24 protein-coding genes are annotated in these 22,151 nt (G+C 72.9%); 7 read left to right on the forward strand and 17 right to left on the reverse strand.

Translation table 11 applies throughout. From position 1 onward, the window contains the following. Positions 1–140 precede the first annotated feature (140 nt). Positions 141–797, reverse strand: a complete 657-nt coding sequence (locus tag ACLJOU_RS35780) for a GntR family transcriptional regulator (protein WP_410573693.1) — start codon at positions 795–797, stop codon at positions 141–143. 45 nt (positions 798–842) lie between these two features. Here ACLJOU_RS35780 and ACLJOU_RS35785 point away from each other — a divergent pair, with 45 nt between their 5' ends. Both ACLJOU_RS35785 and ACLJOU_RS35790 read left to right on the forward strand, forming a co-directional pair. Beyond that, a complete protein-coding gene (locus ACLJOU_RS35785) occupies positions 843–1,265 on the forward strand; it encodes a VOC family protein (protein WP_410573694.1) in 423 nt (140 codons plus the stop codon). Positions 1,266–1,410: 145 nt separating this feature from the next. Further along, the gene (locus ACLJOU_RS35790; RefSeq protein WP_410573695.1) at positions 1,411–2,151 is read left to right on the forward strand and encodes a sigma-70 family RNA polymerase sigma factor; all 741 of its coding nucleotides are present in this window, start codon (positions 1,411–1,413) and stop codon (positions 2,149–2,151) included. 143 nt (positions 2,152–2,294) lie between these two features. Here the strand turns inward: ACLJOU_RS35790 and ACLJOU_RS35795 are convergent, their stop codons facing one another. Genes ACLJOU_RS35795 through ACLJOU_RS35815 form a run of 5 tightly spaced genes read right to left on the reverse strand, consistent with a single transcriptional unit; the run spans position 2,295 to position 7,759 of the window. Next, positions 2,295–3,344 (reverse strand): acyl-CoA dehydrogenase family protein, encoded by a 1,050-nt coding sequence (locus ACLJOU_RS35795; RefSeq protein ID WP_410573696.1) that lies wholly within the window; start codon positions 3,342–3,344, stop codon positions 2,295–2,297. Further along, entirely contained in the window at positions 3,341–4,258 is a 918-nt protein-coding gene (locus ACLJOU_RS35800; protein WP_410573697.1) for an acyl-CoA dehydrogenase family protein, read from the reverse strand. Before ACLJOU_RS35800 ends, ACLJOU_RS35795 begins: the two co-directional genes overlap by 4 nt. Beyond that, positions 4,255–5,385, reverse strand: a complete 1,131-nt coding sequence (locus ACLJOU_RS35805) for an acyl-CoA dehydrogenase family protein (RefSeq protein ID WP_410573698.1) — start codon at positions 5,383–5,385, stop codon at positions 4,255–4,257. Before ACLJOU_RS35805 ends, ACLJOU_RS35800 begins: the two co-directional genes overlap by 4 nt. Then, positions 5,385–6,230 carry an enoyl-CoA hydratase gene (locus ACLJOU_RS35810; protein ID WP_410573699.1) on the reverse strand — a complete coding sequence of 282 codons (846 nt, stop codon included), beginning with the start codon at positions 6,228–6,230 and terminating at the stop codon, positions 5,385–5,387. The genes ACLJOU_RS35805 and ACLJOU_RS35810 overlap by 1 nt, the downstream gene beginning before the upstream one ends. Beyond that, positions 6,227–7,759: a FadD3 family acyl-CoA ligase gene (locus ACLJOU_RS35815; RefSeq protein WP_410573700.1), complete on the reverse strand. Its 1,533-nt coding sequence runs from the start codon at positions 7,757–7,759 to the stop codon at positions 6,227–6,229. The genes ACLJOU_RS35810 and ACLJOU_RS35815 overlap by 4 nt, the downstream gene beginning before the upstream one ends. An 82-nt stretch (positions 7,760–7,841) precedes the next feature. On the opposite strand from ACLJOU_RS35815, the gene ACLJOU_RS35820 reads away from it, so the two are divergent. The 3 genes from ACLJOU_RS35820 to ACLJOU_RS35830 are packed head-to-tail and all read left to right on the forward strand — an operon-like array spanning position 7,842 to position 10,914. Continuing rightward, complete coding sequence (locus tag ACLJOU_RS35820; RefSeq protein WP_410573701.1) at positions 7,842–8,987, forward strand: acyl-CoA dehydrogenase family protein; 1,146 nt, start codon at positions 7,842–7,844, stop codon at positions 8,985–8,987. Further along, complete coding sequence (locus ACLJOU_RS35825; RefSeq protein WP_410573702.1) at positions 8,984–9,754, forward strand: SDR family oxidoreductase; 771 nt, start codon at positions 8,984–8,986, stop codon at positions 9,752–9,754. The genes ACLJOU_RS35820 and ACLJOU_RS35825 overlap by 4 nt, the downstream gene beginning before the upstream one ends. An 8-nt stretch (positions 9,755–9,762) precedes the next feature. Then, positions 9,763–10,914, forward strand: a complete 1,152-nt coding sequence (locus ACLJOU_RS35830; protein ID WP_410573703.1) for an acetyl-CoA C-acetyltransferase — start codon at positions 9,763–9,765, stop codon at positions 10,912–10,914. Positions 10,915–11,010: 96 nt separating this feature from the next. Here ACLJOU_RS35830 and fgd read toward each other — a convergent pair whose 3' ends face one another. The 8 genes from fgd to ACLJOU_RS35870 form a co-directional block, all read right to left on the reverse strand. Beyond that, positions 11,011–12,015, reverse strand: coding sequence for a glucose-6-phosphate dehydrogenase (coenzyme-F420) (gene fgd / locus ACLJOU_RS35835; RefSeq protein ID WP_410573704.1), 1,005 nt, complete (start codon positions 12,013–12,015; stop codon positions 11,011–11,013). Between the two features lie 4 nt (positions 12,016–12,019). Continuing rightward, the gene (locus ACLJOU_RS35840; RefSeq protein WP_410573705.1) at positions 12,020–13,075 is read right to left on the reverse strand and encodes an NAD(P)H-dependent flavin oxidoreductase; all 1,056 of its coding nucleotides are present in this window, start codon (positions 13,073–13,075) and stop codon (positions 12,020–12,022) included. Further along, positions 13,072–13,803 carry a CoA-transferase subunit beta gene (locus tag ACLJOU_RS35845; protein WP_410573706.1) on the reverse strand — a complete coding sequence of 244 codons (732 nt, stop codon included), beginning with the start codon at positions 13,801–13,803 and terminating at the stop codon, positions 13,072–13,074. The genes ACLJOU_RS35840 and ACLJOU_RS35845 overlap by 4 nt, the downstream gene beginning before the upstream one ends. Next, positions 13,800–14,663 (reverse strand): CoA transferase subunit A, encoded by an 864-nt coding sequence (locus tag ACLJOU_RS35850; protein WP_410573707.1) that lies wholly within the window; start codon positions 14,661–14,663, stop codon positions 13,800–13,802. The genes ACLJOU_RS35845 and ACLJOU_RS35850 overlap by 4 nt, the downstream gene beginning before the upstream one ends. Next, positions 14,653–15,393 (reverse strand): enoyl-CoA hydratase family protein, encoded by a 741-nt coding sequence (locus ACLJOU_RS35855; protein WP_410573708.1) that lies wholly within the window; start codon positions 15,391–15,393, stop codon positions 14,653–14,655. The genes ACLJOU_RS35850 and ACLJOU_RS35855 overlap by 11 nt, the downstream gene beginning before the upstream one ends. Continuing rightward, positions 15,393–16,262, reverse strand: a complete 870-nt coding sequence (locus ACLJOU_RS35860) for an SDR family oxidoreductase (protein WP_410573709.1) — start codon at positions 16,260–16,262, stop codon at positions 15,393–15,395. Before ACLJOU_RS35860 ends, ACLJOU_RS35855 begins: the two co-directional genes overlap by 1 nt. Next, a complete protein-coding gene (locus ACLJOU_RS35865) occupies positions 16,259–17,026 on the reverse strand; it encodes an SDR family oxidoreductase (protein ID WP_410573710.1) in 768 nt (255 codons plus the stop codon). The genes ACLJOU_RS35860 and ACLJOU_RS35865 overlap by 4 nt, the downstream gene beginning before the upstream one ends. Before the next feature lie 70 nt (positions 17,027–17,096). Then, a complete protein-coding gene (locus ACLJOU_RS35870) occupies positions 17,097–18,290 on the reverse strand; it encodes a PucR family transcriptional regulator (protein WP_410573711.1) in 1,194 nt (397 codons plus the stop codon). Between the two features lie 80 nt (positions 18,291–18,370). On the opposite strand from ACLJOU_RS35870, the gene ACLJOU_RS35875 reads away from it, so the two are divergent. Next, positions 18,371–19,048: a TetR/AcrR family transcriptional regulator gene (locus tag ACLJOU_RS35875; RefSeq protein WP_410573712.1), complete on the forward strand. Its 678-nt coding sequence runs from the start codon at positions 18,371–18,373 to the stop codon at positions 19,046–19,048. 21 nt (positions 19,049–19,069) lie between these two features. Here the strand turns inward: ACLJOU_RS35875 and ACLJOU_RS35880 are convergent, their stop codons facing one another. Next, positions 19,070–19,228 (reverse strand): hypothetical protein, encoded by a 159-nt coding sequence (locus tag ACLJOU_RS35880; protein WP_410573713.1) that lies wholly within the window; start codon positions 19,226–19,228, stop codon positions 19,070–19,072. On the opposite strand from ACLJOU_RS35880, the gene ACLJOU_RS35885 reads away from it, so the two are divergent. Next, positions 19,227–19,883, forward strand: a complete 657-nt coding sequence (locus ACLJOU_RS35885) for a cutinase family protein (RefSeq protein ID WP_410573714.1) — start codon at positions 19,227–19,229, stop codon at positions 19,881–19,883. The genes ACLJOU_RS35880 and ACLJOU_RS35885 overlap by 2 nt on opposite strands. A 52-nt stretch (positions 19,884–19,935) precedes the next feature. On the opposite strand, the gene ACLJOU_RS35890 is transcribed toward ACLJOU_RS35885, so the two are convergent. Next, complete coding sequence (locus ACLJOU_RS35890) at positions 19,936–21,120, reverse strand: lipase family protein (RefSeq protein WP_410573783.1); 1,185 nt, start codon at positions 21,118–21,120, stop codon at positions 19,936–19,938. Positions 21,121–21,174: 54 nt separating this feature from the next. Beyond that, a complete protein-coding gene (locus ACLJOU_RS35895; RefSeq protein WP_410573715.1) occupies positions 21,175–22,149 on the reverse strand; it encodes an alpha/beta hydrolase in 975 nt (324 codons plus the stop codon). Positions 22,150–22,151 lie beyond the last annotated feature (2 nt).

Here is a 22,151-nt window from a genome sequence, read left to right on the forward strand (position 1 = left end):
GGCGGTCACCTCGACGAAGGCGTCCGGGTCTGCAAGCCGGCCGAGTTCCCGCGGGAGGCGAAGTCGGCCCTTCCGCGGGCTCGACGCCACGAGCGAGGTGCCGGAGATCCGGACGGCGGCGGGCCTCGTGCGGTGACGCGCTAGGACGTCCGTCCACTCAGGATTTCGAAGGCGTGGCGGCGGTGCTCGGCGAACAGCGCCAGTGCCGCCTCCCGGTCGCGTGCCCGCAGGGCTGTCGCGAGTTCCCGGTGTTCGGCGGGGATGCCCGCGAGGTAGCCGTCGGTGGCGACGCCGATGCGGGTCAGCAGGAACAGGTGCACCTGCGAGCGGATCGCCAGCCAGGCTTCGTGCAGCCGCCGGTGGCCGGCGGCCGCGTAGACCGCGTCGTGGAATTCGAGGTCGCACCGGACCATCTCGTGCTCGTCGGCCGCGCGTTCCATGCGCCGCACCACGGCGTCGATCGCGGCGAGGTCCTCGTCGCCGGCGTGCGCGACCACCCGCTCGACGGCCAGCTGTTCGAGGGCCGCCCGCAGGCTGTCCAGCTCGGCGACGTCGGCGTCGGACAGGGCGGTCACCGTCGTGCCGCGGTGCCACTCGCTGTGGACGAGGCCTTCGCGCTCCAGCTTGAGCAGCGCCTCCCGCACCGGCCCGCGGCTGACGCCCAGCGCTCCCGCCAGCTCGACTTCGCGCAACTGGCTGCCGGGCGCGTAGCCGCCGTCGAAGACCGCCTCGCGGATCCGGTCGGCGACCTCGTCGGCCAGCCCGCGGCGGCGGGCCGGAAGCAGCGAACCACTCATGTCGTAATGTTAACATTCAGCCAAGACTTCGGCGAAGGGAACCCCATGACGCTGCCCCTCCCCCGCTTCCACCTGGCGATGCCGGTGGACGACCTGGCCGCCGCCCGGCGCTTCTACGGCGAGGTCCTCGGCCTCGAGCAGGGCCGCAGCGCGGACACGTGGGTCGACTGGAACCTGCACGGCCACCAGTTCGTGACGCACCTGGCCCCGGCCGGGCCCCGGCGGGTGCACAACCCGGTCGACGGCCACGACGTGCCGGTGCCGCACTTCGGGCTGATCCTGGCCGTCCCGCAGTTCCGGGTGCTCGCCGAGCGGCTGCGGGCCGCGGGCACGGAGTTCGTGATCGAGCCGTACGTCCGCTTCGCCGGCCAGCCCGGCGAGCAGTGGACGATGTTCCTGCTCGACCCGGCGGGCAACGCCCTGGAGTTCAAGGCCTTCGCCGACGACGCGCAGGTCTTCGCGGTCTGAGGCGGCGCTCGGAGCGAGTCCGGCGCGACACTCGCGGACAAGGCGGAACCACCCGATCGGGCCGTCCGGCGGTTACGGACGTCACAGGCCCGCTTACTTTGGGTACCCGGAATCACGGAGCGTGCCTGATCACGGGGAGACCGCCATGGAACCAGCCGACGACGAGCCGGACTCCGTGCTGCTCGCCGCCCTCCGGGGCGGGGACCTCGACGCCGCCGGGCGGCTCTACCGGCGGCACGCCGAGCCGCTCCGGCGGACGGCCGCGGCGTGGGCGCGCCAGCCCGCCGAGCGTGACGACCTGGTGGCCGAGACGTTCGCCCGGGTGCTGACCGTCGTGCGCGCCGGCGGCGGCCCGCGCGGCGACCTGCGGCCCTACCTGGTGGTGACCCTGCGCAACCTGGTGTCCCGGTGGAGCAAGCAGCGCAGCCGGGTCGAGCTGTGGGCCACGGTCCCCGAGGCGGCCGCCGGCGGGGCCGACGAGCTCGCCCTGCGCCGCTCGAACGCCCGGCTCGTGTGGTCGGCCTACTGCACGCTGCCCGGCCGGTGGCGGACGGTGCTGTGGCGGACCGAGGCCGAGGGCGGCAGCCCGCGCGAGGTGGCGCCGTCCCTGGGGCTGTCGCCGAACAGCGTCGCGGCGCTGGCGATGCGCGCGCGGGAGGGCCTGCGACAGGCCTACCTGCAGGTCCAGGTACCCGAGCCGGAGGAACCGGTCTGCCGCGAACCCCGCCGCCGGATGGGCGCCTGGGTCCGCGGTGCCCTGCCCCCGCGCCGGGCGAACGCGGTCGCCGAGCACGTCGCCGGGTGCCGGGCCTGCCGCCTGGTCGCCCGCGGCCTCGACGAAGCGAACCGCGAACTGCCCGGCTCGGCGGCCCGGCTCACCGGCTGAGCGACGAGGCCGGGGACCGCAAGGCCCGGCCACCCATCCCGGCCACCCCGGTCCAGCCGCCCGACTCGGCGGCTGAGCCGAGACCGGCTCACCCGCGAGCCCTCGACTGACCCCACCGCGAGGTACCCGGCCCAGCCGCCGGCTCAGCGGCTGAGCCAGGAAGCCGGGTCGCCGAACAGCAGCGCGGTTCCGTGCGCCCGCTTGAAGTACAGGTGGGCGTCGTGTTCCCAGGTGATCGCGATGCCGCCGTGGAGCTGGATCATCTCCGCGGCCGCGTGGGCGAACGCTTCGCTGCACACGACCTTCGCGGTCGTGACGGCCTCCGGGTCGCCGTCCGCCACCGCCGCGTACAGCGCCGAACGGGCCGCTTCGACGTGGACGTGCACGTCGGCCATCCGGTGCTTCAGCGCCTGGAACGACCCGATCGGGCGGCCGAACTGACGGCGTTGCTTCGTGTACTCGACCGTCAGCTCCAGGGCGCGCGCGGCCGCCCCCACCTGCTCGGCCGCGACGGCGACCACCGCCGTGTCGCGCACCTGCCGCAGTGGCCCGGCGAACCCGCCGGTGTCGAGGCGGCGGGCCGGCGTCGCAGCGCACTCGACGACCGCGAGACGCCGGCCCGGGTCCAGGCTGGTGACCCGCTCCCGGCGGACCGCGGCCGGGTCGACTTCGAACAGGCCGGCGCCGTCGTCCGTGCGGGCCACGGCGAGCAGGACGTCGGCGAGGTCGCCGTCCAGGACGTAATGGGCGCGGCCGGTCAGCCCGGCGCCGGAGGCCCTCAGCGCCGGCGTCCACTGTCCGTCCTCGTCGGACCAGGCCAGCGCGGCCAGCGTCGTTCCGGCGGCGATGCCCGGCAGCAGCCGTTCGCACGCTTCGTCGTTTCCGGTGCGCAGCAACGCTTCGCCGCACAGCACCGCCGAACCCAGCATCGGCGACGGCGTGAGGGTCCGGCCGAGCTCCGCCAGCACCACGCACGCCTCGGGGAGCCCGGCGCCCACGCCGCCGTAGTGCTCCGGGATGGCCAGGCCGGCGACGCCGATCTGCTCGCAGAGCGTCGACCACAGCTTGTCGTCGTGGCCGAGCGGCGACGCCATCGCGGCCCGCACCGCCGCCGGCCCCGACCGGCGGGTCAGCAGGGCGCGGACCGCGTCCCGCAGCGCCCGGGCCTGCTCGGTCTCCATCGGGTCCGTCATCGCAGGACCCGCGCCCGGTGGAACGACCCGGTCCCCCACGCCCCCGCGAGGGCCCGCACCTTCGTCAGCCGGAGGCCGAGGTCGTGTTCGGCCGTGTAGCCGATGGCGCCGTGCACCTGCAGCGCGGTCCGCGCGGCCAGGACGGCGGCGTCGGTGGCCATCGCCTTCGCCGCCGAGACGTCCCGGGCGAAGGTGTCCCCGGCGACGGCGGCGCCGTAGAGCAGCGGCCGGGCCAGTTCCAGCCGCGTGACGACGTCGGCGAGGAGGTGCTTGATCGCCTGGTACTCGCCGATGGCCCGGCCGTACTGCTTGCGCTGCTTCGCGTACGCCACCGCCGTGTCGAGCAGCCACTGGCCCAGCCCCACGAGCTGGGCGGCCACGGCCAGCACACCGCGGTCGAACGCCGTGCCCGCGGCCGCCGGGGCGGCGGGGACCCGGAACAGCCGCCGCGGCGGGTCGATCGAGCGCACGGGCTCGGTGCCGACGCCGGTGAGCTCGGCGCCGGTGAGGTCCAGGACCACGCCGGCGATGTCGGCGTCCAGGGCCAGCGGGACTTCCGGCGGGGCGACGACGGTGGCCACCAGGTCGCCCTCGGCGAGGGCGGTGAGCCGGTCGCCGGTCAGCAGCGCCGGGGCGACCGCCGCGGACTCGACGACCGGGCCCGGGACGGCGTGGTAGCCGAGCGCCTCGCAGGCGACCACCAGGTCGACCGGCCCGGCACCGAGGCCGCCGTGGTCTTCGTCGGCCAGCAGCGCGAAGACCCCGACGTCGGCGAGCGCGCGCCAGAGCTTGAGGCCGCGGTCGTGCTCCCCCGCCGCCCAGGCCCGGGCGGCGGCCGCGGTGTCCGCCCCGCCCAGCAGCTCGTGCAGGGTCGCGGCGAACTGCCGCTGCTCCGGGGAGAGCCGGAACCTCATCGGCGGGCCTCCCTCGGGAGCTTCAGCAGCCGTTCGGCGATGGTGTTGCGCTGGATCTGGTCGGTGCCGCCGTAGATCGGGCCGGCGAGGGAGAACAGGTAGCCGGTCACCCAGGCCGGGTCGGTTTCGGCGGCCGGGCCGAGCACGTCGAGGGCGGTTTCGTGGAGGTCGACGTCCAGGTGCGACCAGAACAGCTTGTTGACGCTGGACTCCGGCCCGAGCTCGCCGCCGTCGGCCAGCCTGCTCACCGTGCCGAACGTGTAGAGCTGGTAGGCGCGGGCGCCGATCCAGGCGTCGGCCACTCTGTCCCTTGTGGACTCCGGCGAGCCGTGCGCACGCCAGAGTTCCACCAGGCGATCGGCCGCGGCGAGGAACCGGCCCGGACTGCGCAGCGACAGCCCGCGCTCGTTGTTCGCCGTCGTCATCGCCACCCGCCAGCCCTGGCCGGCCTCGCCGATCACGTCCTCGTCGGGCACGAACACGTCGTGGAAGAAGATCTCCGCGAACCCGGGTTCGCCGTCCAGCTGCGGGATCGGGCGGACCGTGACCCCCTCGGCGCGCAGATCGGCCATGAAGTAGGTCAGGCCGTGATGCCGGCGCGCGTCCGGGTCGGTCCGGAACAACCCGAACGCGCGGTCGGCGAAGGCCGCCCGGGAACTCCACGTCTTCTGCCCGGACAGCAGCCAGCCGCCGCCGGTGCGGACCGCCGTGCTCCGCAGCGCGGCGATGTCGCTGCCCGCCTCGGGCTCCGACCAGGCCTGCGCCCACACCTGCTCGCCGGTCGCCATCGGCGGGAGAATCCGGTCGCGTTGCTCCCGCGTGCCGTGGGCGAACAACGTCGGCCCGAGCATGAAGATCCCGTTCTGCGACACCCGCCCCGGCGCGCCGGAGGCGTAGTACTCCTCCTCGAACAGCAGCCACTGCAGCATCGAGGCGTCGCGGCCGTGGTACTCCCGCGGCCACGAGACCACCGACCACCGTGCCGCGGCGAGCTCGGCCTCCCACTCCCGGTGCGCCGCGAACCCTTCCGCGGTGTCCATCGACGGCAACGGCCGGACATGCTCCGCCAGCCAGTCCCGTGCTTCGTCGCGAAAGGCGGCCGAGGCCTCGTCGATGTCGAGGTCCATCAGGTCTCCTTGTTCGCGTCGCGCATCGACCGCGCCGACTGCCCGCCCAAGGAGTCCGCCGAGGTCTCCGCGTTGTGCGCGTGCGCCAGGTGGTGCAGCCCGAAGACGGAGTCCATTCCGGACCGCAGGCCCATCAGGTCTTCGGCCTGGTTGACCGCCTTCTTCGCCAGGGCCAGCCCGAACTGCGGCATCCCGGCGATCTTCTCCGCGAGCTCCAGGGTGCGCTCCGCCAGTTCCGCGCGCGGGACGATCCGGGTCACCATCCCCCACTCCTTGGCCTGCTGCACCGTGAACCGTTCCCCGGTGAACAGCACCTCCTTGGCCGCCCGGGGACCGAGCACCCACGGGTGCGCGAAGTACTCGACGCCCGGGATGCCCATCCGCACCACCGGATCGGCGAAGAACGCGTCATCGGCCGCCACGATCAGATCGCACACCCAGGCCAGCATCAGCCCGCCGGCGATGCACGCTCCCTGCACGCTGGCGATCATCGGCTTGGGGATCTCCCGCCACCGGCGGCACATCCCCAGGTACACCTCGGACTCGCGGGCGAACCGCCGGTCGCCGCCGGCGCGGTCGGTGTGGTCCCACCACAGGACCGCCCGCCGGTCGAACGGCCGGTCCGCGTCGCGGCCCGGGCTGCCGATGTCGTGCCCGGCCGAGAAGTGCTGCCCTGCCCCCGCCAGGACGATCACCTTGACCTCGGAATCGTTGACGGCCTCGGTGAAGGCGTCGTCGAGGGCGTAGGTCATGGCCGAGTTCTGGGCGTTGCGGTACTCCGGCCGGTTCATGGTCACCACCGCCACCGGCCCCCGCCGCCGCGACCGGACCACCGATTCACTCATGCGTTCTCCTCGGTCAGCAGCCGCTTCAGCACCTTGCCGGAAGCGTTGCGCGGCAGGGCGTCCACGAACTCGACGTACTTCGGGGTCTTGTAGTTGGCGAGCCGCTCGCGGCAGAAGGCGATGACCCCCTCGGCCGTCAGCCCGGTCCCGACGACGAACGCCTTGCCGGCTTCGCCGAGCCGCTCGTCCGGGACGCCGACCACGGCGGCGTCCCGGACACCCGCCAGCTCGGTCAGGGCGTGTTCGACCTCGGCCGGGTAGACGTTGAACCCGCCGCAGATGTACATGTCCTTGAGCCGGCCGGTGATCGTGAGGTTCCCGGCGGCGTCGAGCTCGCCGACGTCGCCGGTGTGCAGCCAGCCCCGCTCGTCGACGGCCTCGGCCGTGGCCTCGGGATCGTCGAGGTAGCCGAGCATCACGTTCGGCCCGCGCAGGACGATCTCGCCCGGCGCCCCCTGGATCGCCACTTCGAACCCCGCGGTCGCCCGGCCGGAGGTGCTCGCGACGAGGTCCGCGGGGTCGCCGGGGCGGCACATCGTCACCATCACGGCCTCGGTGAGGCCGTAGGCGGTGAGGACGGTTTCGAACCCGAGGTCCGACCGCATCCGCCGGACGAGCGAGGCGGGCACGGTCGCCGCCCCGGTGACCGCGAGCCGCAGCGACGACAGATCGCCCTTGCGCGGCTCGTGCAGCAGCGACTGGAAGACCGTCGGTGCGCCGGGCAGCACCGAGATCCGCTCCCGCTCGATCACCTTCAGCGCCTCGCGGACGTCGAAGACCGCCTGCGGGACGATCGTCGCGCCGGTCAGCAGCCCCACGACGATGCCGGCCTTGTAGCCGAAGCTGTGGAAGAACGGGTTGATCACCAGGTACCGGTCGTCGGCGGTGACCTGGCCGCAGTCCGCCCACGCCGCGGCGACGTCGACGGTCTGGCGGTGGGCCGAGAGCACGCCCTTGGCGCGGCCGCTGGTGCCGGAGGTGAAGAGGATGTCGCTCACGTCGTCCGGGGCGACGGCGTCCGCGCGCGCCTCGGCGTCGGCCTCGGGCACCCGCTCGGCCAGGGCCAGGAACTCGGTCCAGCCCAGCGTGCCCTCGACCGGCCGGTGCGGCTCCTGCAGCGGCACCCGGACGACGGTGGCGAGGTCCGGCAGTTCGGCGCCGGTGGCGCGGATGGCGGCGTGGCGGTCGGTCCCGAGGAAGTCGGCGGCCACGACGAGCGCCTTGGCCCGGCCGCGGACGAGCAGGTCGACCGTCTCGGTGGCGGTGAAGCGGGTGTTGACCGGGATCAGGACCGCGCCCGCGTAGAGCGCGCCCAGCGCCGCCGTGACCCAGTGGTGGGTGTTGGGCAGGGCGACCGCGACCCGGTCGCCCGCCTGGACACCGCACGCGGCGAAGGCCCGCGCGACGGTTCGAACACGTTCCAGAAGCTGGTCGTACCCGAGCCGCACGGAGCCGTCGACCAGCGCCTCGGCGGAGCCGAACTTCGCGGCGGCATCGCGGACGACGGCCGGGATCGTGGTCTGTCCCACCACAGCCTCCTCTGGACCGGCAAAGTAGAACGTGTTCTCATTACCCTAGGTGCCGGACCGGCCCGGCAGCAAGGAGGCGTGCGTGGCACTCACGCGATTCCGCACCGAAGTCGCGGACTGGCTCGCCGGCAACCTGACCGGCCGGTTCGCCCGCCTGCGCGGCCTCGGCGGCCCGGGCCGGGAGCACGAGGAGTTCGACCTGCGCCTCGCGTGGGAACGCCACCTCGCCGCGGCGGGCTGGACGTGCGTCGGCTGGCCCGTCGAACACGGCGGCCGGGGCCTGTCGCTGGCGGAACAGGTCGCCTTCCACGAGGAGTACGCCGCTTCCGGCGCGCCCGCGCGGGTGAACCACATCGGCGAACAGCTGCTCGGCCCGACCCTGATCGCCTTCGGCACACCGGAACAGCAGCACCGGTTCCTGCCCGGGATCCGCGCCGTGCGGGAGCTCTGGTGCCAGGGCTATTCCGAGCCCGGCGCCGGCTCCGACCTCGCCGCCGTCTCGACCTCGGCGGTGCTGCGGGACGGCGAGTGGGTGCTCAACGGCCAGAAGACCTGGACCTCGCTGGCCCACGTGGCCGACTGGTGCTTCGTCGTCGCCCGCACCGAACCCGGTTCCCACCGCCACCACGGCCTCTCCTACCTTCTGGTCCCGCTGCGCCAGGACGGCGTCACCATCCGCCCGATCCAGCAGCTCACCGGCACGTCGGAGTTCAACGAGGTCTTCTTCGACGACGCACGGACTCCCGCCGCCCACGTCGTCGGCGAACCCGGCGAGGGCTGGAAGATCGCCATGGCCACCCTCGGCTTCGAACGCGGGGTCTCGACGCTGGGCCAGCAGATCGGGTTCCGCCGCGAGCTCGACGACATCACCGCCGAAGCGAAACGGCTCGGCACCTACGACGACCCGCTGCTGCGGGCCGACCTCGCCCGCGCCCGTATCGGCCTGCGCGTCCTGCGCGCCCACGCGCTGCGGACGCTCGGCCGGGCCGCCGGGCCGGAAGTCGCCGTCGGGAAGCTGCTGTGGGCGCAGTGGCACCGCGGGCTCGGCGAACTCGCCGTGCGCGCCCGCGGCGCGCGGTCCCTCACCTCGGACGGCGCCGAGCCCGACGAGTGGCAGCGGCTGTTCCTGTTCACCCGCGCCGACACCATCTACGGCGGCTCCGACGAAATCGAACGCACCATCATCGCCGAGCGCGTCCTCGGCCTGCCCCGGGAGGCCCGCCCGTGATCCCCCAGTACCCACCCGGCCACGACCTGCTGCGGGAAAAGGTCGTGGTGGTCACCGCGGCGGCGGGCACCGGCATCGGCTCGGCCGTCGCCAAACGCTGCCTCGAAGAAGGCGCGAGCGTCGTGGTCAGCGACTGGCACGAACGCCGCCTGACCGAGAAGGCCGCCGAACTGGCCGAACTGGGCAAGGTGCACGCCATCCCCTGTGACGTCACGCGCGAGGACCACGTCCGGGCGCTGATCGACGGCGCGGTGGACCACTTCGGCCGCCTCGACGTCATGGTCAACAACGCCGGGCTCGGCGGCACGAAGTCCGTGCTCGACCTGACCGACGAGGAGTGGTCGAAGGTTCTCGACATCACGCTCACCGGCACGTTCCGCGGCACCCGCGCGGCCCTGCGCCAGTTCGTCGCCCAGGGCGGGGGCGGCGCGATCGTCAACAACGCCTCGGTGATCGGCTGGCGCGCCCAGGCCGGGCAGGCCCACTACGCCGCCGCCAAGGCGGGCGTCATGGCCCTCACCCGCTGCTCGGCCTTGGACGCGGCCGAGCACGGCGTCCGGATCAACGCCGTGGCGCCGAGCCTGGCCATGCACCCGTTCCTCGCCAAGGTGACCAGCGACGAACTCCTCGACGACCTCACCGAGCGGGAAGCCTTCGGCCGCGCGGCCGAACCGTGGGAAGTCGCCACCGTCATGGTGTTCCTGGCCAGCGACTACGCGAGCTACCTCACCGGCGAAGTCGTCTCCGTCAGCAGCCAGCACCCCTAGGAGCCCCCGTGCCCGAAGCCTTCCTCCTCGACGCCGTCCGCACCCCCGTCGGCCGCCGCGGCGGCGCGCTTTCCGGGTGGCACCCGGCCGACCTCGGCGCGCACGTCGTCAAGGCCGTCGTCGACCGCGCCGGCGTCGACCCCGACCTGGTCGACGACGTCATCCTCGGCTGCACCGACACCCTCGGCCCGCAGTCCGGCAACATCGCGCGCACGGCGTGGCTCGCGGCCGGGTTCGGCGACCACGTGCCGGGGGTGACCGTCGACCGGCAGTGCGGGTCCAGCCAGCAGGCCGTGCACTTCGCCGCGCAGGCCGTCATGTCGGGGACCCAGGACCTGGTGCTGGCCGGCGGGGTGCAGAACATGAGCCGCATCCCGATCGGCGCGGCCATGCTGGCCGGGCGCGAACACGGCTTCGACGACCCGTTCTCGGGCTCGAAGGGCTGGCAGGAGCGCTACGGCAGTGCCGAGGTGTCGCAGTTCCGCAGCGCCGACATGATCGCCGAGCACTGGGACATCAGCCGCGCGGACATGGAGGAGTACGCGCTGCGCAGTCACCGGCGGGCCCTGGCGGCCATCGACGAAGGCCGGTTCGCCGCGGAAACCGTGCCGGTGGCGGAATTCCGGCACGACGAGGGCCCGCGCCGGGACACGACGCTGGACCGCATGCGCGGCCTGAAGCCGCTGAGCGAAGGATCGCGGCTGACGGCGGCCGTGGCCAGCCAGATTTCCGACGGCGCGAGCGCGGCGCTGCTGGCGTCGGAGGCCTTCGTGCAGGAGCACGGCCTGACGCCGCGGGCCCGCATCCACCACCTGTCGGTGCGCGCGGCGGATCCGGTGTGGATGCTGACCGGCCCGATCCCGGCGACCGCGCACGCCCTGCGCAAGAGCGGGCTGGCGATCGGGGACATCGACCTGTTCGAGGTCAACGAGGCCTTCGCCAGCGTCGTGCTGGCCTGGCTCGACGAGACCGGCGCGGACCCCGACCGGGTCAACGTGAACGGGGGCGGGATCGCCCTCGGCCACCCGATCGGGGCCACCGGCACCAAGCTCCTCGCGACGCTCCTGCACGAGCTGGAACGCCGCGGCGGGCGTTACGGGCTGCAGACGATGTGCGAAGGCGGCGGCACCGCCAACGTCACCATCATCGAACGCCTCTGACCCGAGCGCCCCAATGTGGCCTTCGGTGCGTCTGACGCACCCAAGGCGGCCTTCGGTGCATCTGACGCAACCAAGGGCGCCTTGGGGCGCTTGCGGTCAGGCGAGGGCGCGCAGCTTCGGCAGGACGTCCTCGGAGAACTGGGTCAGGAACCGCTCCTGGTCGTGGCCCGGGCCGTGGAAGACGAGGTGGTTGAGACCCGCGTCCAGGTACGGCTTGATCTGGGCGACGGCTTCGTCCGGGTCGGAGGCGACGATCCAGCGCTTGGCGACCTGCTCGATCGGCAGCTCGTCGGCCAGCCGTTCCATCTCCTCGGCCGAGGAGACGCTGTGCTTCTGCTCCGCCGACAGCGACAGCGGCGCCCAGAACCGCGTGTTCTCCAGCGCCTTCTCGTGGTCGCGGTCATACGACAGCTTGATCTCGATCGTCCGGTCGACGTCCTCGACGGTCTTCTCCGCCGCCTCCGCGCCTTCCTTGACCGCCGGCATCAGCTTCTCGGTGTAGAGGTCCATGCCCTTGCCCGAAGTGCAGATGAACCCGTCCCCCGCGCGGCCCGCGTACTTGGCCACCACCGGGCCACCCGCGGCGACGTACACCGGCACCGGCTGCTCCGGCCGGTCGTAGATCTTCGCGTCCACCAGCTCGTAGTAGTCGCCCTTGAAGTTCACGTTGTCGCTGGTCCACAGCTCGCGGATCAGCTTGATCGACTCCCGCAACCGGGCGAAGCGCTCCTTGAACTCCGGCCACTCCCGCCCCGACACCGCGATCTCGTTCAACGCCTCCCCGGTGCCGACACCGAGGATGACCCGGCCGTTCGACAGCAGCGACATCGTCGCGAACGCCTGCGCGATCACCGCCGGGTTGTACCGGAACGTCGGGGTCAGCACGCTCGTCCCGATCTGCACCCGCTGCGTGCGCTCGGCCACCGCCGGCATCCAGGCCAGCGCCCACGGCGCGTGCCCGCCCTCGTGCCGCCAGGGCAGGAAGTGGTCGGACACCCACACCGAGTCGAGCCCTGCCTCTTCGGCGCGCACGGCGTACTCGACCAGGTCCCGCGGCCCGAACTGCTCCGCAGACGCCTTGTAACCGACCTTCAACGCCACGCTCTCATCCTCCCGTTTGCCGGCCGAGGCGCTGCAGGATCTCACCTGCCTCGGCCACTGCGCCCTCGACGATCTGCGCCACCGTGGGCAGGTCGTGGATCATGCCCACCACCTGTCCCGACGCTAGCACTCCCGCGTCCGTCCGGCCTTCGACCAACCCCGCCCGCAGCAGCACCGGGGTGTTGGCCGCCATGACCAGCTGGCTCCACGTCAGATCGTTGCCGTGCTTCGTCGCGAAGCCTTCTCGCAGCATCGCAACCGGGGACAGGCCGGTGATATTCCGGAAGCGCAGCGCGTTGCGGGCGGCCTGCGCCAAGCCGCGGACGCGGCCGGTGCGTTCGAGCTTCTCGACGAGGTCGGTGCGCAGCACGCGGTGCGGGAGGCCGTCGACCCGCCGGGTGACGACCGTTCCGGCGAGCCCCTGCTCCAGGTAGAGGCGCTTGACGTCGTCGGGGACCGTGCTCTCCTTGCTCAGCAGGAACCGGGTGCCCATCGCGATCCCGGCGGCGCCGTAGGCGAGGGCGGCGGCCAGGCCGCGGCCGTCGAAGAACCCGCCGGCGGCGACGACGGGGATGTCGACGGTGTCGAGCACCGAGGGCAGCAGCAGCGTGGTGGCCACGCCCCCGGTGTGCCCGCCGCCTTCGCCGCCCTGGACGATGACGGCGTCCGCGCCCCAGGCGGCGACCTTCTCGGCGTGCCGGGCGGCGCCGACCGACGGGATCACGACGACCCCGTGGTCCCGCAGCTTCGCGATCATCTCCTTGCGCGGGGCGAGCGCGAAGGAGGCGACCTTGACCCCTTCGCGGATCAGCAGGTCGACGCGTTCGCCGGCGTCGGCCGCGTCGGCGCGGAGGTTCACCCCGAAGGGCTTCTCCGTGCGGTGCTTGACTTCGGCGACGGCCGCGGCCAGTTCGCCGAACGTCATCGTGGCCGACGCGAGGATGCCGAGGGCCCCGGCTTCCGCGGTGGCCGAGACCAGGCGGGGGCCGGCGACCCAGCCCATCCCGGTCTGCACGATCGGGTGCTCGACGCCGACCAGCCGGGTCAGGGCCGTCTTCACGCCGGGACTTCCTTGTCGCGCAGGTTTTTCGGGTCGAGCACAGCGCGGATGAGCCGCAGCTCTTCGTCCGTCGGCTCACGGCTGGTGGCGGTGCCGCCGAAGTCGATCCCGAACGTCGTCGCGGCGGTCACCTCGTCGCGGGTGACGCCCGGGTGCAGCGACACCGCCCGCATCGCGTGCTCCGGGCCGCCGAAGTCGAAGACCCCGAGGTTCGAGACCACCCGGTGCACGTCGTGGTACTTCTGCGCCGACGCGCCCGCCTTGGCCGCACTGTCGTAGCCGACGCCCGACACGACGTCCACCGCCTCCACGAACACCCGGCGGGAATGCCGGGGCACCCAGTAGCTGGTGCGGTGGTTGACCGTGTTGCCCGGTGCGCCCCGCACCCCGAGCAGCTGCTTCTTCGGGCGGGCGTGCTCGCCGATGGCGGAGATGTTCTGGTTGCCGTACCGGTCGAGCTGGTTGGCGCCCATCACCACGTGCCGGCGTCCGTGCGGCACGATCGTGTCCAGCATCTTCCGGAACGGCTGCCACCCCTCCACCACGCCGTCGGTCGTGAGCAGGTACGCCTCGCCGTCGGACAGCAGCAGGTCCGGTTCGAACGTCAGCCGCGCCAGCTTCGCGCCCAGCTGCGGGACCAGGCCCATCGGGCTGGCCACGACCTCCCCGTCACCGCGGAACACCTCGGCCATCGCCACCACGACGATCTCGGCCCGGGTCGCGCTCATGCCGCCTCCGCCCCGAACTTGTCCACTTCGGACAGATAGGTGCGCTCGTCACCCGACAGGAACCGGTCCACGAACCCCGGCCACGCCTCGAGATCCTTCGCGCAGGCCGCGTAGTGCCGCTGGAAGCGTTCGTCCCGGCCGTAGTCCGGCACCGCCGTGGTGAAGTGCGCCCCGCGCGGCGCCTCGACGACCCCGTCGACGGCACCGCGGGTCAGCAGCAGCGACTGCACCGGCCCGCCCGCCGTCAGTTCCGCCGTCTCGACGACCTTCTCGACCGACACGAAGCACCGGTCCGCCGCCAGGGCGAACAGCTCGTCGAAGTACGGGTCCGGGCCCAGGTACTGGGCGTTGCCGCGCGCGTCCGCGCGGTTGAGGTGCACCAGCGCCACGTCCAGGTGCTGCGCCGGGACCGCCACGAGCTCCTCGCCGTCGGCATAGGGCGAACGGACCGTGCGGAGCTCGGGGTTGGCGCGCATCACCTCCGAGCCCAGGCCCGCCCGCGTCGGCAGGAACGGCAGCCGCTGCACCGCCGCCGACAACGCCGTGCCGAACATGCCCTCGTCGTACTCGGTCACCTCGATCGCCCCGGTCTCGCGGGCCCGGCCGAACCAGGGGTCGTACGGCACCGAATCCAGGGTGACGAACCCGAACACGACCCGCGCGACCTTGCCCGCCGCACACAGCAAACCCACGTCCGGACCGCCGTAGGAGACGACGGTGAGGTCCTTGACCGGGGTGCGCAGGAGCGCGCGGACCAGGGCCATCGGCTTGCGCCGGGAACCCCAGCCGCCGATGCCGATCGTCATGCCGTCCGCCAGCTCGGCCGCCACCTCGTCGGCGGTCGTGCGCTTATCGGCCATTCAAGAACTCCTCGCGAGCTTCGTCGGACGCGCCCAGCAGGTTCAGCTCGAAGGTGAACCCCTGCTCGAAGCGGTAACTGCGGTGCACCGGCTGGGTGTCGATGCCGTTCAGCGCCTCTTTCGCCGCCCGGATCACCCGTGGGTCCTTCTTCGCGATGTCCCGCGCGACCTCCCACGCCGCCTCGTCCAGCTCGGCGCGGGGCACGACCCGGTAGACCGAGCCGTGGGTGTGCAGCTCGGCCGCGGTGATCTTGCGCGCGGTGAAGTACAGGGTCCGCATGAGGTGCTGCGGGACCAGCCGCGCCAGGTGCGTCGCCGCACCGAGCGCACCCCGCTCGACTTCCGGAACCCCGAAGGTCGCGTCCTCGGACGCCACGATCACGTCCGCGTTGCCGACCAGGCCGATCCCGCCGCCGAGGCAGAACCCGTGCACCGCGGCGACCACCGGGACCTCGCAGTCGTACACGGCCCCGAAGGCCGCGTAGCAGCCGCGGTTCGCGCCGACCAGAGCGTCGTAGCCCTCGCTGCGCTGGATCTCCTTGATGTCCACCCCCGCGTTGAACCCGCGGCCTTCGGCACGCAGGACCACCACGTGCACCTCGGGGTCCCGCCCCGCCCGCGTGAGCGCGTCGGCCAGGTCGAACCAGCCCTGCACGGGCAGCGCGTTCACCGGCGGGAAGTCGACGGTCACGACCTCGACGTGCCCGTCACGCTTGGTCAGGATCCCCATCAGCCGGCTCCGTAGACGGGTTCGGGCTCGGGCGCGCGCTCGAGCAGGCCCTCGACCACCGGACCGAGCTCGGCCGGGTCCCAGCGCTCGCCCTTGTCGACGACCGGCCCGTGCCGCCAGCCCTGCGCCAGCGCCACCTTCCCGCCCTCGACCTCGAAGACCCGGCCGGTGACGTGCGCGGACTCCTCGCTGCCCAGCCACACGACCAACGGCGAGACGTTCTCCGGGGCCATCGCGTCGAAGCCGGTGTCCGGCCGGGCCATCGACGCGAACACCCCCTCGGTCATCCGGGTCCGCGCGGCCGGCGCGATCGCGTTCACCGTCACGCCGTAGCGCGCCAGCTCGGCCGCGGCCACCACGGTCAGCCCGGCGATCCCGGCCTTCGCCGCCGAGTAGTTCCCCTGGCCCACGCTGCCCAGCAGGCCCGCGCCCGAGCTGGTGTTGATCACCCGTGCCCGCGGCACCCGCCCGGCCTTCGCTTCCGCTCGCCAATGTTCCGCAGCGTGCCGCAACGGCGCGAAATGTCCTTTCAAGTGGACCCGCACGACCGCGTCCCACTCGTCCTCGCCCAGGTTGACCAGCATCCGGTCGCGGAGGAAGCCGGCGTTGTTGACCAGTACGTCCAGGCCTCCGAAGTGGGTCAGCGCCGCGTCGATCAGCTCTTTCGCCCCGGCCCACTCGGCCACGTCGGAGGTGTTCGCCACCGCCTTGTCACCGACCGCCTCGACCACCTCCGCGGCCGCCTCGGTGTCCACGTCGTTCACCACCACCGACGCGCCTTCGGCCGCGAACGCCAGCGCGTGCGCCCGCCCGATCCCCCGGCCCGCGCCCGTCACCACGACCACGCGGTCCCGGCACAACCCGCTCACGAATCCTCCCGATGATCGACGTCGGCCGCGGCGAGGAACGCCGGGAGCTCACCTCCGCCGTGCACGCGCAAGGTCGCGCCGGACACGTAGGAAGCCAGCGGTGAGGCCAGGAACGCCGCGCACGCACCCACCTCCTCGGGTTCGGCGAGCCGCCCGAGCGGCACGGTCTTCCCGACCGCCTCGACCGCCGCCTCACTCCCGTAGTGCAGGTGCGCCTGTTCGGTCCGCACCATGCCGACGGCCAGGGCGTTGACCCGCACCTTCGGCGCCCACTCGACCGCGAGACTGGCGGTGAGGTTGGCCAATCCCGCCTTCGCCGCTCCGTAGGCCGCGGTCCCCGGCGAGGGCCGGGTCCCGCTCACGCTGGAGATCATCACGATCGAGCCGCCGGCGTCCTGGCGCTGCATCACCGCGTTGGCGTGCTGCGCCACCAGCAGCGGGGCCAGCAGGTTCAGCCGGACGACTTTTTCGTGCAGCCGCGGCGGCGCCTGGGCCGCCGGCGCGTACGGCGTCCCGCCGGCGTTGTTCACCACCACGTCGAGGCGCCCGTGCCGGGTCACGATCCCGTCGACCAGAGCGGAAACCTGTTCTTCCTCCCGCACGTCACACGGCACGAACTCCGCCCCGGTCGCCGCCTCCCGTCGCGCACACACCACCACGTGGGCCCCGTGGGCCAGGAACACCGCGGTGATCCCCCTGCCCACGCCCCGGACGCCGCCGGTGACCAGCACCACGGCGCCGGCCAACCCGAGATCGGTCTTCACCGGCACACCACCTTCCGCCCCAAAACTAGAACATGTTCTCGCTGGGGACAAGCGGGGTGGGGCGAACGGGTCAGGCTCCGGGCGAGCGGGATCTCCCGGCCCGGAGCGCGGCCTGCATGGCGAACCGCGCGTCGGGGTCGTCGAGGCGGTCCCCGAAGGCCTGCTTGAGCTGGCGCACCCGGTAGCGGACCGTCTGCGGGTGCACCGAGAGGTCGACCGCGATCTTCTCGGAGTTGCCGCCGTTCTGCAGCCAGGACAGCAGGGTTTCGCCCAGCCGGCGGCGCGTCCGGTCCGGGAACTGCGCCAGTGCGGCCAGCTCCTGCCGGGCGACCTGCTCGGCCAGCGGCGAATCCGACAGCAGCCACAGCTCGGTCAGGTGGTCGGTGCACCACGTCACGGGCGCGTCCGGGAGCGCGCCGTCGGCCACCAGCCGCAGGGCGGAGCGCGCCCAGCGCAGGGAATGCGCGGCGGCGCCGAGGTCCGTCGGCGGCCCGACCGCCACGCGCGTGCCGAGCCGGGTCAGGGTGCGCGCGTCCACCGGGGCGGGCAGCAGCAGGTACGGCTGCGGCGGGTCGAGGTCGGCGAGGACGTCGGAGCCCCACGCGGAATGCACGGTCGTTTCGGCGGCGACCGCGACGACCTCGCGGGGCACCGGCCAGCCCGCCGCCGCCGCGAGCTCGGCGAGGACCGCGTCCGGAACGGTGCCCGGGCCGGTGAGCAGCCGCAGCAGCCGCCGCCGCAGGCCCGCCCGGGTGCCTTCGATCTCCGCCCACGCTTCGCGGTGCCCCCGGCTCGACATCCGGGCGAGCTCGTCCGCGTAGCCGAAGAGCATCTCGGCCAGCTGCGCCATGACGGCGGAGGAGAGCCGGTGGCGCCGGCCCAGCCGCATGATCCAGCGCCAGCCGACGCGGGTGCCCACGCGGTAGGCCGCCTGCAGGTCGTCGAGGGTCCGGCCCTCGCGGGCCTCGCCGACGCCGAGCCGCCGGCACGTCTCGTACAGCCGTTCGCGCGAGGCCAGCGGATCCTCGACGAGGTCGACGAAGAGCTCGACGGCGCACTGGACGCCGTGCCGGGTCACCCGGCCGTAGGAGGCGTCGCCCGGCCGGGCGTAGACGGGCACCGCCCGCAGGACCTCCCGGACGATCCAGTCGGCCAGCGCGGGCAGGGCCGGACGCATGAGCGCGGCCAGTTCCCGCCGCCGGACGACTTCGTCACCGGCGTTCCGCGGAGCCGGGACGGGTTGCCGAGCACTGTCGCGGGACACCAGGGTTCCTCCACCGGGGACGGGCGACGGAGCGCGCTTTACCGGACAGTAAAGCAAGGGAGTCCGTACAGTACACCTCCATGAGCCGGCAGAGTCCCCCTGATCGATCCAGCGGCCGCCGCAGCCCGGCCGCCCGGCCCACCGACGACGAGCTGCTCGACGCCGCCCGTGCCGTGTTCGCCGAGCGGGGGTACGCCCAGGCGACCATGGGCCTGATCGCCGACCGCGCCGATTCCACCAAGCCCACTCTGTACGCGCATTTCGGGGACAAAGCGGCGCTGTTCCGCACGACCGTCCGGCGCGAGGTCGCCGCGTTGCGGGCGTGGGTGATCAGCGCGTACGAAACGGCGAACGGGCGTCCGCTGGAGGACCGGGTCCGGTTGTCGGTGATGGCCATGTTCGGCTACGCCGGTGCCCACCCGGACAGTTTCCGGCTCCTGTTCGATTCCGCCGTCGACGAGATGTCGAACGAACGCCGAGCGCTGGCCGATTCCATCGCCACGCACGTGATCGGGCAGGTGCGCGAGCACCTGCTCGCGCACGGCCGCCCGGTCGGCCCCGGCGCGGACCTGCTCGGGGCGATGATGGTCGGCCTGGTGGGCCGGGCCGCCATGCACGTGTCCCACTCCCCCGGCGTCGACCCGATCGCCGCCGGCGAGCTGGCCACCGGGTTCGTCATGGCCGCGCTGCGCGGGCTGGACCCCGCGCTGCTCGAGCGCCTCGACGCCGCGCACCCGGCCGGACAGTGCACCACCTGAGCGTCCACACCGGACCGTTTGTCACCGGCTGAACAATTCCCGGCGCACCGGGAAATCGCCTCTTGCCGGGTTCGGCGAGCGCTGCGACGCTGCGATCACCGCAAGCGACGCACGCATTTCCGCCCCCACGGAAAAAGCGCTTGCCGACCCCTTTTCCCACAACGAGGTGTGATCAGCCATGATTCGCTTTCCCCGGAAACTGGTTTCCGCCGCGGCCGCCGTCGGGTTCGCCGCCGCCGGGCTCACCGTGGCCGCCGCTCCGGCGGCTTCGGCCGCGCCGTGCACCGACATCGACGTCCCGGTGGCCCGCGGCACCGGCGAACCCGGGACGCTGGGGCTCATCGTCGGCGACCCGGTCTTCCAGGCCGTGCAGAACCGGCTCCGCCCGCGGTCGGTGAGCAGCTACCGCGTCGACTACCCCGCCGACCTCGGCGAGCCCGCGTCGGTGCAGCGGGGCAACACCGATCTGGTGAACCACGTGCGGACGCAGGCCGCGGCCTGCCCCTCCCAGCGGTTCGTCCTGGTCGGTTACTCCCAGGGCGCCAACGTCGTCGACAACTCGATCGGCATCAGCAGCGACGGGGCGGTCGTCGGCGGCCCGATCGTCGCGACGATCCCCGCGGACCTGGCCCCCCGGATCGCGGCGATCCTGTTGTTCGGCAACCCGATCCGGGCGATCGGCCGGTCGGTCACCGGCACCTACTCCGGCCGCACCAAGGACTACTGCGCGCTCGGCGACCCGATCTGCCAGCCGGGCGGCCTGAACATCCTGGCCCACCTGAGCTACGGCAGCGACGCCAACGACGCCGCCGCCTTCGCCGCCACCAAGGTCTGACGTCCGTGAAGGCCACCTCGAGCGGCTCGAGGTGGCCTTCACGCGGTCCGGCTCAGCAGTTCGTCGGTGCCGGTTCGCCGGTGAACCGCTGCACGATCCACTGGTGCGCGTCGGCGCTGCCGGTCAGGATCCCGCTGGCGTGTTCGCCGGCGTAGATCCTCCACTGCTCCCGCACCCCGGCCGCGCAGTAGGTCCGGTGCAGCGTTTCCGCCTGCGGCGTGTTGACGATTTCGTCGGTGCTCGTGTGGTACTGGAACACCGGCACCCGCGGCGGGTGCGCGCCGAGCTTGTTCTGCGCCAGCCGCGCCTGCCACTGCGGCGTCGCCAGCGGGTTCGACGTCGTGTAGTCGCTGATCTTCTTGAACGAGTAGTTCAGCAGCAGTTCCGCGGTGCACGCGTTCTTCTTCGCGTCCGCCAGCTGCCGACGGCCGGTGTCGTTGAGGAACGAATCGAGCTTCAGGTCCGGATAAGCGGCGTCGAGCCCGACCGCGGCGAACGCCAGGAATCCGAACCCGAGGTAGCCGTCGAGGCCCTTGGCGACCTCGGTCAGGTCCGCCGGGACGCCGCCCGCGACGACGCCGACGACGTTCAGCTCCGGCGCGTACGCGGGCTGCTTCTCCCCGGCCCACATCGAACCGCCGCCGCCCTGGGAGTAGCCCTGGAAGATCACCTTGGCGCTCTTCGCGAGCTTCGCCGACGGCAGGTCCTGCGCCGCGCGCACCGAGTCGATCACGGCCGGGCCCATGGACTGCCCGGTGATGTAGGTGGGCACGGTCGAGGGCGAGTAGCCCTCGTAGTCGGTCACCGCGACCGCGTAGCCGCTGGACAGCGAGTCGTTGATGGCGGGCTGGTCGTACAGCGTGCCGCGTTCCATCGCCTTGGACGCCGTGCACTTGAACGCCGGTCCCTGCGTGCCGACCGCGTAGCCGACGATCGGCGCCTTGGCGGGGTCCACGCCCTTGGGCACCAGGATCGTCCCGGTCACCGCGTTCCGGTCGCCCAGCGCGTCGGTCGACAGGTACATGACCTGCCAGGCGTCGGCGTTGAGGGCGTTCAGCAGCGGCACCGTGGGCCGCCAGCGGATGACGTCACCCGGTTTGCCGGACGGCAGCGGCGACGGCGGGGTGTAGAAGGAGTCGTCGAACGGCCCGGGCAGCAGCGGCGCCGCCCCAGCGGGCGGGCTCGCGGCGGCGACGCCCAGCGCCACCAGGCAGCAGGTCAGCAGCGCCGAAAGCACGGCACGGAAACGGGCAGGGCTCACCACAACCTCCAACGGGGAAAGGGAATGCGCTCAGGCCGGGAGGCCGAGCGCGCCGGCCAGGACCGGCCAGGACCGGTGCAGGGCCCGCTGCCAGTACGGCCAGCTGTGCGTGCCGGGCCCGTAGTAGTCGACGGTCGCCGGGATACCGGCCGCCTGCAGCCGGTCGGTGAAACTGCGCGAGGACAGCAGCGCCGAGGGCTCCAGGACGTCGGACTGCCCCGGCGGGTCCAGCGGGCCGGTCCGCCCGTCGCCGCAGGAGATGTAGAGCGCGGTGCCGCGCAGCTGGTCGACGTGGTCGTAGGGGTTGCTCGCCGACCAGATCGGCTGCATCCCGAACGAATCACCCCACAGGTTCAGGTAGTTGAAGATGCCGGCCCGCGCCAGGATGCCGATGATCCACACCGGGATGCCGGGGTAGAGCGTGTTGGGGACGCCGCTGTAGGACGCGGCCGCGCCGAACATCCCGGGGTGCTTGAAGGCGTACGCCATGGCGCCGTACCCGCCGATCGACAGCCCGGCGACCGCCCGGCGCGTCCCGCCGCGGTACCCGCGTTCGACGATCTGGCGCACTTCGGCGGTGTGGAAGGTGTCCCAGTCGGGCGTGTTCTTCAGGCCGAAGTTCCACCACTTCGTGTACATCCCGGCCGGACCGTCCGTCGGCATCACGACGAGCGCGTCCTTGGCCGCGGTGAACGCCTTGACGTCGGTGAACCGGTCCCACGACCGGTAGTCGACCGGCTCGCAGCAGCCGTGCAGCAGGTAGAGCACGGGCCAGGTCCGGGTGGGCTGGGCCGCCCAGCCGGACGGCACGATCAGCCGCACCATCCCGGTGGTGCCCAGGGCGGGCGAGCTGATCTGCAGGTCGACGGTCCGGTCGTCCAGCCAGGTCTCCTGGACGACCGTCGCGCCGTCGTCGGCCACGGCCGGGCTCGCCAGCGCGGGTGTCACGCCGGCTCCGGCGGCCAGCAGCACGACGGACAGCGCCAGCAGGGCGATCCGCTTCATGG

Source organism: Amycolatopsis sp. cmx-4-61, assembly GCF_046548775.1.
In the GTDB taxonomy this organism is placed as follows: Bacteria; Actinomycetota; Actinomycetes; order Mycobacteriales; family Pseudonocardiaceae; genus Amycolatopsis.